The 12,443-nt window shown below is 73.7% G+C and carries 10 protein-coding genes; 5 read left to right on the forward strand and 5 right to left on the reverse strand.

What is annotated here, in order from left to right; all coding sequences use genetic code 11:
• Positions 1-139: 139 nt before the first annotated feature.
• Positions 140-967 carry an amidohydrolase family protein gene (locus ACGFIM_RS11235; protein WP_393198202.1) on the reverse strand — a complete coding sequence of 276 codons (828 nt, stop codon included), beginning with the start codon at positions 965-967 and terminating at the stop codon, positions 140-142.
• Between the two features lie 487 nt (positions 968-1,454).
• On the opposite strand from ACGFIM_RS11235, the gene ACGFIM_RS11240 reads away from it, so the two are divergent.
• On the forward strand, positions 1,455-5,204 hold the full coding sequence (locus tag ACGFIM_RS11240) for a protein kinase (RefSeq protein WP_393198205.1): 3,750 nt from the start codon (positions 1,455-1,457) through the stop codon (positions 5,202-5,204).
• A gap of 205 nt (positions 5,205-5,409) precedes the next feature.
• Here ACGFIM_RS11240 and ACGFIM_RS11245 read toward each other — a convergent pair whose 3' ends face one another.
• From ACGFIM_RS11245 to ACGFIM_RS11255, 3 genes are all read right to left on the reverse strand, one after another.
• Complete coding sequence (locus ACGFIM_RS11245; protein WP_393198208.1) at positions 5,410-6,045, reverse strand: hypothetical protein; 636 nt, start codon at positions 6,043-6,045, stop codon at positions 5,410-5,412.
• Between the two features lie 83 nt (positions 6,046-6,128).
• Positions 6,129-7,415 carry an SLC13 family permease gene (locus tag ACGFIM_RS11250; RefSeq protein WP_393198211.1) on the reverse strand — a complete coding sequence of 429 codons (1,287 nt, stop codon included), beginning with the start codon at positions 7,413-7,415 and terminating at the stop codon, positions 6,129-6,131.
• A 223-nt stretch (positions 7,416-7,638) separates the two neighbouring features.
• Positions 7,639-8,094, reverse strand: a complete 456-nt coding sequence (locus tag ACGFIM_RS11255; RefSeq protein ID WP_393198214.1) for a CBS domain-containing protein — start codon at positions 8,092-8,094, stop codon at positions 7,639-7,641.
• Positions 8,095-8,265: 171 nt separating this feature from the next.
• Between ACGFIM_RS11255 and ACGFIM_RS11260 the strand changes: the two genes are divergently transcribed.
• Together ACGFIM_RS11260 and ACGFIM_RS11265 are read left to right on the forward strand one after the other, a co-directional pair.
• The gene (locus tag ACGFIM_RS11260; protein WP_393198217.1) at positions 8,266-9,288 is read left to right on the forward strand and encodes a histidine kinase; all 1,023 of its coding nucleotides are present in this window, start codon (positions 8,266-8,268) and stop codon (positions 9,286-9,288) included.
• A complete protein-coding gene (locus ACGFIM_RS11265; protein WP_393198220.1) occupies positions 9,258-9,935 on the forward strand; it encodes a response regulator in 678 nt (225 codons plus the stop codon). The genes ACGFIM_RS11260 and ACGFIM_RS11265 overlap by 31 nt, the downstream gene beginning before the upstream one ends.
• Before the next feature lie 178 nt (positions 9,936-10,113).
• Here ACGFIM_RS11265 and ACGFIM_RS11270 read toward each other — a convergent pair whose 3' ends face one another.
• A complete protein-coding gene (locus tag ACGFIM_RS11270) occupies positions 10,114-11,226 on the reverse strand; it encodes an NAD(P)/FAD-dependent oxidoreductase (protein ID WP_393198223.1) in 1,113 nt (370 codons plus the stop codon).
• A 91-nt stretch (positions 11,227-11,317) separates the two neighbouring features.
• Here ACGFIM_RS11270 and ACGFIM_RS11275 point away from each other — a divergent pair, with 91 nt between their 5' ends.
• Positions 11,318-11,665, forward strand: coding sequence for a winged helix-turn-helix transcriptional regulator (locus tag ACGFIM_RS11275; RefSeq protein ID WP_393198226.1), 348 nt, complete (start codon positions 11,318-11,320; stop codon positions 11,663-11,665).
• A gap of 114 nt (positions 11,666-11,779) precedes the next feature.
• Complete coding sequence (locus ACGFIM_RS11280; RefSeq protein WP_393198229.1) at positions 11,780-12,313, forward strand: hypothetical protein; 534 nt, start codon at positions 11,780-11,782, stop codon at positions 12,311-12,313.
• Positions 12,314-12,443 lie beyond the last annotated feature (130 nt).

A 12,443-nucleotide genomic window follows, 5' to 3' on the forward strand; every position in this document is an offset into this window, starting at 1 on the left:
GCCACGTCGATGGTCAGGCCGGTGGCCAGGAGGAGGCGTCGGAGGCGAGGAAGGCCGTCACGGCGGCCACGTCCGGCGGGGGCGCCGAGCCGTCCCAGCGGGTGCCCGGCCAGCACGCGCGCGTGGAGGCCGCCGCTCCTCAGAGCTTGTAGGCGCGGCGGGCGGTGCCGGCGAAGACGGCGGCCCGCTCGCTCTCCGACAGCCCGGAGCACAGCTCGTCGGCCGCCGCCACGACCTGGTCGTAGCGGGCGGCGAGCAGGCAGACCGGCCAGTCGGAGCCGAACATCACCCGCTCCGGCCCGAACTCCTCCAGCACGACCTCGGCGTACGGCCGCAGGTCGGAGACCTTCCAGGCCGCCCGGTCGGCCTCGGTGACCATGCCGGACAGCTTGCAGAAGACGTTCGGATGCGCGGCCAGCTCCTTGATCCGGCCGCGCCACGGCTCCAGCTCGCCGCTCGCGATCGGCGGCTTGGACAGGTGGTCGAGCACGAACGTCAGCTCGGGCAGCGCGGCCACCGTCCTGATCGCGGAAGGAAGCTGGTGCGGCAGCGTGAGCAGGTCGTAGGCGAGCCCGGCCGCGGCCACGTCGGCCAGGCCGCGCCGCACGTCGGGCCGGTCGAGCCAGCCGGGGTCGGGCTCGGACTGCACGCCGTGACGCACGCCCACGAGGCCGGGCGGCAGCTCGGCCAGCGTGTCGGCGACGCCGGGCGCGGTGAGGTCCACCCACCCGACCACGCCCGCGACCAGCTCGGACGCGGCGGCGATGGCGAGGAACTCGCGCGTCTCGTCCAGGTCGGCGAGCACCTGCACGAGCACCGTGCGCTCGACGCCGGCCGCCGCGGCCTCGCCGGCGAGGTCGTCCAGCGTGTACGTGCGGCGCACCGGCGCCATCGGCTCGGGGTCGAGCCAGGCGTGCGGGCGGGCCGCCAGGTCCCAGACGTGATGGTGAGCATCGATGCGACGCACGGCTTACCTCCGATGTTTCCGCGTGATCATGTGGGCCCGGGCCAGCTATCGGCAGTGTGACGGAAAGAGACATCCCATGTATAGGGCGTTTCCGGCCCTTGGCTCATGCTCACGCCAGTGCGCACCCGGCTTCGGCCCGGGGCGGCCCGCTCATCGCCCTGGGGCGAGCGCCCGTCCCACCCCCTTGCGAACAGGAGCGACCGTGACCGGCGGCGCCCACCGAGCCGGTCTCGGAGCCGGCCGCCTGCACGGTCGCCGATGCCGGCCGGAGGCCGCGGTCCGGCGGGCCGGCCAGGTCGCCGCGCCGGGGCACGCTCACCCCGACCGCCCCTCGACCCATCGGCCCTCGGCCGCCGGCCTGGAGCGCGCGATCCAGGACGACGTTGTGTCCGATGTGACCGTGTTCGTACTGGGTAACGGGTGGGTCAACGGCCACAGAGTGTGACCTTTACCCAACCACTGCGTCACCATCGCCGTCCAACCAGGCATGAGCAGTCCACTGATCGACGGTGACCCGCAGCGGCTCGGCGGCTACTGGCTGGCCGGCAGGCTCGGCGAAGGCGGCCAGGGAGTCGTCTACGAGGGCTACGACGAGGACGGGACGCGGGTCGCGGTCAAGGTGCTGCGCGGCGACCCCGACGGGCAGCCCCGGCTGCGCGAACGGCTGGCCAGAGAGGCCGCCGCCGCGCAGCGGGTCGCTCCGTTCTGCACCGCCAGGGTGCTGGACGCCGATCTCGAAGGGCCCAGGCCGTACATCGTCAGCGCGTACGTCGAAGGGCCCAGCCTGCGCGCCGCAGGGCGCACCTTCGGCGGCGACGACCTGCACCGCCTGGCCACCGCGATCGCCACGGCGCTGACCGCGGTGCACGACGCCGGCGTCGTCCACCGCGACCTCAAGCCGGACAACGTGCTGCTCGGCCCCGACGGACCGCGGGTGATCGACTTCGGCATCGCCCGCACACAGGAGATGACGCTCAGCTCCACCGGCTCGGTCACGGGCACGCCCGGCTACCTCGCGCCCGAGGTGCTCTCCGGCGAGCGCGCCGGTCCCGCCGCCGACGTGTTCGCCTGGGGCGCGGTCGTCCTGTACGCCGCCACCGGCGAGGACCCGTTCACCGGCGACTCGGTCGCCGCGATCATGCACCGCGTGCTCGCCCACGAGCCCGACCTGTCGGTGCTGCCCGCGTCGCTGCGCCGCCCGGTGGGCGCCGCGCTGGCCAAGGACCCCGCGGAGCGGCCGACCTCCCGCGACCTGCTGCTCGCCCTGCTCACCGGCACCGACCCCGTGGTGCCGGCCCGCCTGCTGACCAAGACCGGCGATGCCGTGCGCCCGCTCGCCGCCGCCGGCGCGGGCCCGAAGGACGGCGCCCAGGACGGCCGCGCGCGCAAGCGCGCGCGGGGCAGCGCGGACACCGCGCGGCCGCCCCTCCAGGGCGCCGCGAGCTCCGTGGACACCGAGCAGCTCCTCGCGCTGGGCGCGGGCGACGGGCGGCGGGTCACCGCCGCGTTCGGCGTCGCGGCCGACCCGGCGCTCGACGTGATCGCCGAGGACGCCTACGCCGCGCTCCCGCCGGAGGACCGGCTCCTCGTCCCCGAGCTGTTCCTGCGGCTGGTCACGGTGACCGACGAAGGCGAGCTGGCGCTGCGCGAGGCCCGCAGGTCCGAGCTGCCCGCAGGCATCGACCGGGTGCTGTCGGCCTTCTCGTACCTGGTGTCCGGCGGCGACTCCGTACGCCTGCTGCGCCCCGCCCTGCCGCTGGCCTGGCCCAGGCTGCGCGGCTGGATCGACGCCGACCGCGACGGCCTGGCCGTGCACCGCCGCATCACGGCGGCCACCGGGCGCTGGCAGCGGCACGGCCGCAAGGACGCCGACCTGTTCCACGGCAGCACCCTCGACGACGCGCTGCGCTGGGCCGCCGCCGAGCGCAAGCACCTCACGCTCACCCCTGCCGAGCGGGACTTCCTGGCCGCCTCCGCCACGCTCACCCGGCGGCGCACACGCCGCATCCGGCTGCTGTCGGTGGGCCTCGCCGCGCTGCTCGCGCTCGCCGTGGGCGCGGGCGGGCTGGCCTGGCGGCAGAGCACCACGCTGGCCGGGCAGCGCGACGCGGCCGACTCGGCCCGGCTGGCCGCCGCGTCCCACGCCGTACGCGGGCGCGACCCCGTGCTCGGCATGCTGCTCGCCGCCGCGGCCGGGAGGCTGTCGCCCACGAGCGCGGCCAGGTCGAGCCTGATCGCGGCGGCGTCCGACCCGGCGACCACGGCCTTCCACGACCCGGCGCTCGGTCCCGACATCGTGCGCGCGCTGACCGCCGACGGGCGCTCGCTGGTGAGCGTCACGCCCGGCGCGGTCACGGTGTGGGACGTCGCCACGGGCCGCCGCACCGGCGGCTTCTCCGCCGCCATCGTCGGCCCGCCGTCCTCCGCCGCGGGCTCGGGCTCCAGCGTGCCGGGCTCCGATCCGGCCGCGACGGGCTCCAGGACCGCCGACGGAGCAGGGAGCGAGGCCAAGTCCGGGTCGGCCGCCGGCGCCGGCAGCGCGGCCGGGGCCGGAGCGGGGGCCGGGCGGATGCGGCAGATGTCGCGGTACGCCGCCGACGGCTACGACACCGACCCCGGGAGCGGGCGGTTGCGGGCGGCGGCGGTCAGCCAGGACGGCAAGGTGCTCGCCGTCGCCGACGACACGGGCGTGGGCCTGTGGGAGCTGACCACGGGCCGCCCGCTCGGCCACCGGCTGCCCGCATCCGGCGCGGCGGACCTGTCGATCGCGTTCAGCGGCGGCCGGCTGCTGGTGACGACCGGGCAGGGCACGCAGGTCTACGACTGGCGTACCGGGAAGACGACGACGCTGCCCAGCATGCGGCGGCCCGCCGTGCACCCGAGCGGCCGCTACGCGGTGGCGGGCCCCGACATCTACCTGCTGCCGTCCGGCAAGCGCCGCCCCGGCTACCCGGGCGTGTGCGCCGACTGCGACAGCGCCGCCGCGTTCAGCCCCGATGGGACGCGGCTGGCGATCAGCGACGACGACGGCCTGACCGTGTACGACACCCGCACCCGCGAGGAGATCGACGTGCTGTACGGCTGGGAGGCGCACGCCGTGCCCGTGTTCAGCACGGACGGCGAGCTGGTCGCGGGCGTCGGCAGGTCGATCAAGGTGTGGCGGCCGGGCGCCGGCGAGCCGCTGCTGCTGCAGCGCCGCCCGCGCGACCCGGTGGTGGCCGCCGCGTTCGCCCCCGGCGGGCTGCGCTACCTCAGCGACGACACGGTGGTGACGCTGGTGCCCGCACCGCCGTCCGACGAGCCGATGGACGCCGTACGGCTGAGCGGCGACGGCCGCACGGTGGCCATGCACGCGCTCGGCAGCACCGACATCACGCTGAACGGCCGCCGCAGGAAGGTCGGCCACTTCGCCGACTACGACAGCGAGCTCGCCTTCAGCCCCGACGACCGGCTGCTCGCGGTGCGGCGGGCGGACCACGTCACCGTCCACGAGGCCGCCTCGTGGCGGCAGCTCGCGGCGCTCACCCCGGAGTTCGCCGCCGAGGCCGAGGCGAGGTCGGTGCTGCCCACCTCGAAGGGCCTGTGGACGGCGGGCGAGCGGACGTTCACGCTCTGGGGGCTCCCCGGGGGACGGCGGCTCAAGCAGGTGCCCAGGCCGGAGCGGCTGCTCGGCTGGACCGCCACCGCCGACGGGCGGCTCGTCGGCCTCGACGGCGCCGGGTCGCGGCTGGTGGACCTGGAGACCGGCACGCCGCTCGGCGCCCGGCTGTCGCTGCCGGGGCAGGCCGACGACGTGTGGTTCAGCGCGGAGCTCGACCTGGTCGCGGCGAACTTCTCCGGCAAGGTCGGCGTCTGGGACACCGCGACCGGCGTGCAGGTGGGCAACTGGATGCGGATGGAGAGCCCGCCGTGGGACGCGACGTTCTCCCCCGACGGGCGGCTGTTCGCCTTCGCCTCGCAGGACAACACGCTGAGCCTGTGGGACGTGCGTCAGGGACGGCGGATCGGCCCGCCGGTGGCGCTGACCGGCAGCGCCCGCTCGGTGGCCTTCACCGCAGGCTCCGCCGAGGTGCTCGCCGTCGGCAGGGGCGGGCGGCTGACCCGGCTGCCGACCACGGTGCCGGGGCTGGCCGAGACCGTGTGCATCCGGGCGGGCCGGAGCATGACCCAGGAGGAGTGGCGGCGCTACCTGCCGGACCGCCCGTACGAGCCGGTCTGCCCGCCCCGCGAGCGCTGACCGCCGGGCCCCTGCCCACACCGCCTGCCCGCACCGAACGCCCCCGCCCTGCACGGCGGGCCAGGCGCGGCGGTCGGGCCGGGCAATAGCCCGAGATCAGGCCAGGGCCGAAGCTCAAGCGCGGGCCGGGGTTCAGGCGCAGGCCGGAACTCAGGCGCGGGCCCGAACTCAGGCGCGAAGCCCGGGCTCGAAGGCGGGCCGGGGCTCAGGCGCGGGTCGGGGTGGTGGCGGGAAGGCCGCCGCCGGACGGCCCGCGGCCGAGCAGGAGCGTGCCGAGCCACATGACCGCCATGCCGACGGCGGCCAGCGCGGTGCCCGCGCCCTCCTGGAGCGTGGCCACGCCGAGGAGGACCACGCCCGCGGCGGTGATGCCGGCGCTGACCACGGTGACCCGGCGCAGCACGGCGAGGATGGCCGCCATCGCGAGCACCGCGAAGAAGAACAGCTGCGCGCCCGGCGTGTAGACGACCGGTTCGATCCCCGGAAAGGCGCGGGCCTGGCTCAGCAGCGCCCGCATCTGCCCGCCGTCTGCGGCGGCGAACCCGGCGTGCAGGGCGATGGCGAGCTGCGCGAGGTTGGCGGCGACGCCGAACAGCGCGACGACGGTCACCGCCTCCACCGCCGCCCGGCGGCCACCGCGTACCGGACCGGCCAGGCCGCGCATGGCGAACGTCATGACGCCGAACATCGCGAACCCGGCCAGCCAGGCGAGGTGCCCGGCCGTCCACCAGGGGCCGGGCTCCGCCGCACCGTGGACGGGACGCAGGAGGAACCAGCCGGCGAGCAAGGCGGCAGGGCCGGCGGTGAAGGAGATCTGGGCCAGGCGGCTTGCGGGGTTCATACGGGCCACGATGCCCCGAGCCGCCCGGCCCGATCATCGGTGATCGCCCCTGATCTGACCCTGAGGTCCCCGGGGGCGCGGGATCAGGTGAAGTAGCGCAGCCAGACGTACAGCCAGGCGAGCGCGATGCTGAGCCCGGTGACGATCATGCCGTACCGGGTGAACTGCCAGAAGGTGATCTTGTGTCCGTTGCGCGCGGCGATGCCGAGCGCGACCACGTTGGGGCTGGCCGCGACCGCGGTGCCGTTGCCGCCGAAGTCGGCGCCGAGCGCGAACGCCCACCACAGCGCCTGCCCGGCCTGCGGGTCGGTCGCGGCCTCGACGACGCCTTCGACGATGGGGGCGGTCGTGGCGACGTACGGGATGTTGTCGAAGAACGCGCCGAGCACGCCCGAGCCGAACAGCAGCGCCGTCGCGGCGACCAGGTAGTTGTCGCCCAGCACGTCCAGCGCCCACGTGCCGATGGCGGCGATCACGCCGGTGTGCACGAGCCCCGCCACCATGACGAACAGGCCCATGAAGAACACCAGCGTCGGCCACTCGACCTCGCGCAGCACGTCGTCGACGTTCGCGCGGGAGACCAGCAGCATGACGCCGGCGCCGACGAGCGCCACGATCGACGGCTCGACGTGCACCACCGCGTGCAGCCCGAATCCGATGATCACCGCGCCGAGCACCACCAGGCAGCGCACCAGTAGCCGCGGGTCGGTGATGGCGCGCCGCTCCTGCAGCGCCATCACCTCGGCCACGTGCTCGGCGTTGTACTGGAACGAGGTGCGGAACAGCACCCTCGTGAACAGCACGAACACGGCGAAGATGAGCACCACGATCGGCGTCAAGTGCACGAGGAAGTCGTTGAACGTCAGCCCGCCGCGGCTGCCGATGATGATGTTGGGCGGGTCGCCGATGAGCGTGGCCGCGCCGCCGATGTTGGACGCCAGCACCTCGGCGATCAGGTACGGCCGCGCACTGATCCGCAGCCGGTTGCACACCACGATCGTGACGGGCGCCACCAGCATGATGGTGGTGACGTTGTCGAGGAACGGCGAGGCGACGGCGGTGATGAACATCAGCATCACCATGAGCCGGTAGGGCCGTCCTCTGGCGCGTTTGGCCGCCCAGATGGCCAGGAAATCGAAGACGCCGGTCTGCTTGATGATCCCGACGATGATCATCATGCCGAACAGCAGGAAGATGACGTTCCAGTCGATGCCTTCGTGCTCGGAGTAGAACACCTCCGCGCCCGGGATCAGGCCGAGCACGGCCATCAGTCCGGCGGCGATGAGGACGACTTTGACCTTGTTGACCTTCTCCGTGGCGATGAAGAAGAACGCCACGACGAAGATGGCCAGTGCGAGGAAGGCGCTCATCCGTGCCGCCCCGGCGGGCCGGCCTGCCCGTCGGCGCAGAGCCCGCGTTCAGCGGGTACATAACGACAAAACAGACATTCAGCGCATGACACAACAACGCGGTGAAGGGCGAACATGGCGAAGACCTTTCGGAGACGGGTGAACCGCCGCGGCGGCACCGGCGGAGCACGCCCTGAAGGTCGAGGCGTGGCCGCGCGGCGCACGCCCGGCGGGCCAGGTTCTGTCAGTCGTCTGAAGCGAGGGCCAGGCAGGTGAGCAGGCGTTCGAGAGTGATGGCCCCCGCGAGCACGCCGTCACGGCCGACGACGGCGACGATCGGGCTGCGCAGCCGCGCCATCAGCGCCGCCACCTCCAGCAGCGTCGCCTCCAGGCGCACGGTCGCGGGGGTGACCGGATGCGGGGGCAGGCAGTCACCGACCGTCCGCTCGCCCAGCTCTCCCCAGAACACGTCGGCGTGTGCCTCGTCGATGGTCCGGCACAGGGCCGGGTCCTCCTGGTACGCCCCCGGCACCGCCAGCCGCAGCACCTGTGTCCCCGGCAGGACACAGGAGGGCCGGCCCTGCTCGTCCACCACGATCAGGCCGGGCATGCGGCCCAGGGCCATGAGGCGGACCGCCTTGGTGACAGGGTCGCCGGCGGTGACGGTGGGCAGGTTCACGGCGATTTCGCTGGCATGCATGACATTCGCTATCTCTCCCATCCGGCTCCGCTCAAGTGTCGCGGCGGCAAGGGGCCGGCGACCATCGGGTCCGGCACCCATCTCCGCGGGGATACAACATGTAGGCGTGGGCAACGGATGAGGGTCAGCCCGGATGGACGGAGAAGGCCCGGAGCGAAGAGGCTGAATGCTATGAACGACCGTGTGGCCGACGGGGCGGCGCACCGGGCCGTGCACCTGCCGCGCACGCCGGCTCAGGCGCTGTTCCGGCGGCTGGTTCTCATCAACGGGCTGGTCTTCACGATCGGCACGCTCGTGCTCGCGTTCTCTCCCGCCACGATCTCGTCGCCGATCGTGCTCGCGGAAGTGCCGGTGCTGCTCGTGGGGCTCGCGGTGATGCTGGGTGCGAACGCGCTGCTGCTGCGGCGCAGCCTGGCCCCGCTCGACGCGCTCACCTCCCTCATGCAGCGCGTCGACCTGCTGGGCACCGGCGACCGCCTGCCCGACGGCGGCAACAGCGACCTCACCCACCTGATCGGCACGTTCAACGCGATGCTCGACAGGCTGGAGGCCGAGCGCAGCGCGAGCAGCGCGCACGCGCTGGCCGCGCAGGAGGGCGAGCGCCGGCGCATCGCCCGCGAGCTGCACGACGAGATCGGCCAGAGCCTCACCGTGGTGCTGCTCGGGCTGAAACGCGTGGTGGACCGCGCGCCCGACGACCTGCGCGAGGAGCTCCACGCCGTGCAGGAGACCGTGCGCGCCAGCCTCGACGAGGTCCGCCAGGTCGCCCGCCGGCTGCGGCCCGGTGTCCTGGAGGACCTCGGCCTGCACAGCGCGCTCAACGCCCTGGCCGTGGACGTGTCGCAGATGAGCGGCGTGCCGGTGACCCGGTGCGTCCAGCCCGACCTGCCCGACCTCGGCTCGGACGTCGAGCTGGTGCTGTACCGGATCGCGCAGGAGAGCCTGACCAACATCGCCAGGCACGCCCGCGCCGAGCACGCCGAGCTGTCGCTCAAGGCCGAGAACGGCCGGCTGGAGCTGCGGATCACCGACGACGGGCAGGGCGGCGCGCGCCAGGACGGCGCCGGGATCCGCGGCATGCGCGAGCGCGCCCTGCTGATCGGCGCCCGCCTGACCGTCGACTCACCGCCAGGCGAGGGCACGTGCGTGAGCCTGGTCGTCCCATGTCCCGCGAATCGGAGCGCAACCTCGTGAACAAGACCCGGATCCTGCTGGCCGACGACCACGCCCTCGTACGGCGGGGGCTCCGCCTGATCCTCGACGCCGAACCCGACCTCGAGGTGGTCGCCGAGGCCGCCGACGGCGCCGAGGCGGTGGCCGCCGCCGACGACGACGCGGTGGATCTGGCCATCCTCGACATCGCGATGCCCCGCATGACCGGGCTCCAGGCGGCGAGGGAGATCAACCGCCGGGCGCCCGGCATCCGCATTCTCATGCTGTCGATGTACGACAACGAGCAGTACTTCTTCGAGTCGCTCAAGGTCGGGGCGTCCGGCTACGTGCTCAAGTCGGTCGCCGACCAGGACCTGCTCGAGGCGTGCCGGGCCACCATGCGGGGCGAGCCGTTCCTGTACCCCGGGGCGATCACCGCGCTCATCCGCGACTACCTCCAGCGCGACCGCGAGGGCGAGCGCCTGCCCGAGAGCATCCTGACGCCCCGCGAGGAGGAGATCGTCAAGCTGATCGCGGAGGGCAATTCGACCAAGGAGATCGCCGAGACGCTGGTCATCAGCGTCAAGACGGTCGATCGGCACCGGGCGAACATCCTGCAGAAGCTCGGGATGCGCGACCGGCTCGAACTCACCCGCTACGCCATCCGCGCCGGCCTCGTCGAACCCTGACCCGCGCCCGCCCGGGCCTCTGGGGCACGCCCCCGCTCTGGCCCGCGCCGGGGCTCCGGGGGCGCGCCCCCGCCACGGGCCCTCGCGGCCCTGACCCGCGTCCCCCGCCTGCGGATCCGGGGCCGCATGGCCCGCCCCCTCATCCCGGGTCATGCGGCCGGCCGGCCCCTGATCCGGCTCAGGCGGTGGCGTCCGTGACGTCGAAGTGCGCGCTCGCGTACGTGGCGAGCATGTCGCGGCCCTTGATCTCCGCGGCGGCCTCGGCGCCGACGACCCCCTGGTCGGGGAGCTGGCCGGCGCCGCCCGCGGGGCCGAGCGGGACGAGGATCATCGGCGGCCGCTTCTCGTACGGGACCGGCTCGCCCTCCCCGGTGATGATCGCGCGCAGGTTGCCCGCCAGCAGCTCGCCCTGCTGCCCCGCGTACGCGGCCATGTCGCGGTCTGCGTCGGAGATGTCGCCGATCGCGAACACCCGCTCCTGGCCGCGCACCCGCAGCATCTCGTCCACCTGTACGTAGCCGCGCGCGTCACGGGCGGCGGCCAGCTCGCCCCGCAGGTAGTCGGTGCGCAGCTGCACGCCGAAGCAGCGGAACCACATGTCGGCGGCCAGCTTCTCCCCCGACTCGGTCGCGATCGCGATGGGCGCCACCGTGGCGGGCGCGGTGGCGGGCAGCTCACGCAGCGGGCTGCCGAGCCTCAGTTCCACGCCGATCTCGTCGAGCTGGCGGCGCAGCTCCGCCCGCAGCGACGGCTCGAACGGGCCGGGCAGGATGTCGTCGGACATGTCGGCGATCGTGACGTGCTTGCCCGGGAAGGCCGCCTTGATCTCGCCCGCCAGCTCGAGCCCGACGGGCCCTGCGCCGATCAGCAGCACCCGCTCGGCCTCCTTCAGCGCGTCGTGCGCGCGGCGCACCTCGGCCTTGGCGGCGGCCGCGTCCGGCGTGCCGATCTTGGCGGGGAACGGGTAGGCCGACCCCGTGGCCAGCACCAGGTAGTCGGGCTCCAGCGTGGCGCCCGACGCGAGCGTCACGCGACGGCCGTCGGCGGCGACCGCCCTGTCACGCAGGAACCGGCCGTGCGTCAGCAGCCGGTCGTACGGCAGGAAGATCCGGTCCAGCCACTCGGGCTCGACCAGCGCCCGCCACGAGGCCACGTTGTGCACAAACGCGTCGGACGGGTCGACGAGCGTCACGTCGGCGACGTCGTCGAGCAGCTTGGCGACCTTGTGACCGCCGTAACCGCCCCCGAGCACCACGACGGACGGGCGACCGCCCGCAGCCTTCTCGCTCATCAGAAACTCCTTGCTAGGAATTGAGATGCGGCTAGGCTAGCCCTATCCACTTCGAAATTCAAAGCGGCAGTTTTTCTGCTAGTTTGGAGGCATGGCGGCATCGACGACCCACGACGCGGAAGCCTGTGATCGCCGCGACGAGGCACTCACCCGCGCCTTCACGCTGCTCGGCAAGCGCTGGATCGCCGTCGTCCTGGGCAGCCTCCGCTCCGGGCCCGCCGGGTTCCGCGAGCTGTCGCGAGCCATCGAGGGAGTCAGCGACTCCGTGCTGTCCGACCGGCTCTCCGAGCTGACCAAGGAAGGGCTGGTCGCCCGCAAGGTCGACGAGGGGCCGCCGATCTCGGTGTCGTACGAGCTGACCGAGGCCGGCTGGGCGCTCATGCCGGCGCTCGAGCAGATCTCCCAGTGGGCCCAGGACCACCTGCCGCGCCGCTGCTGATCACGCGTACCCTCCGGTGAGCCGGGCCAGGACGGCGTGCCATTGAATGTCTGGTTCGCGGTGTTACGTTGAGTCGAGAGGCGTGCCCGACACCCGCGAAGGACGTGGTCTCCCGTGCTCTACCTCTTCGGCTTCGATCGCATCGGCGTGGCCGTCAGCGACATCTTCTTCGTCGACCCCCAGCCCATGAAGGGGCAGGAGGGCGCCGAGCGCGGAGTGCGGCTCGAGCTGCGCAGGCTGGAGACGGGCGAGCTGAAGGGGTCGATCTACTCCGCACGCCCGATCACCGTCGATCGGCCGATCTGGCGGGTGGACCTGCTCGAATCGGTCTCGGGGACGCCCGGCAGCTTCGACCGCACGCACCACCACCCGGAACTGCGCGGCTGGGAGCCGGGGCGGCGGGTGTTCGACCCGCGGCTGTCGCAGGAGCCGCTGAAGTGGCTGCAGGAGCGGCTGTCGGATCTCGAAGGCGTGCTCGACCAGGCCGGCGAGCCGCGCGACGCGGTGAGCGACGCCGACGTGAAAGGACTGCGCGAGCGCGCGCCCGAGATCGTGGAGACCGTCGCCCGGCTGCTCGACACCGTCCGCTCCTCGCCCGTGCCCGAGGGCGCCGAGGTCGCGACCAGCGTCCGCGCAAGCTGGCTGTAACCCCACCCGCCGCAGCCGCTCCGCCGCAGGCCCGCGCACGGATGGCCCTCTCCGCCGGCTCACGGGGTCGCACCCGTGCCGGCTCGCGCGTACAGCGCCCCGCGCCGGCGCCTGCCGTCGGCGACTCTCC

Origin of the sequence: Nonomuraea sp. NPDC049309 (genome assembly GCF_043196965.1) — a bacterium.
In the GTDB taxonomy this organism is placed as follows: domain Bacteria; phylum Actinomycetota; class Actinomycetes; order Streptosporangiales; family Streptosporangiaceae; genus Nonomuraea; species Nonomuraea fastidiosa.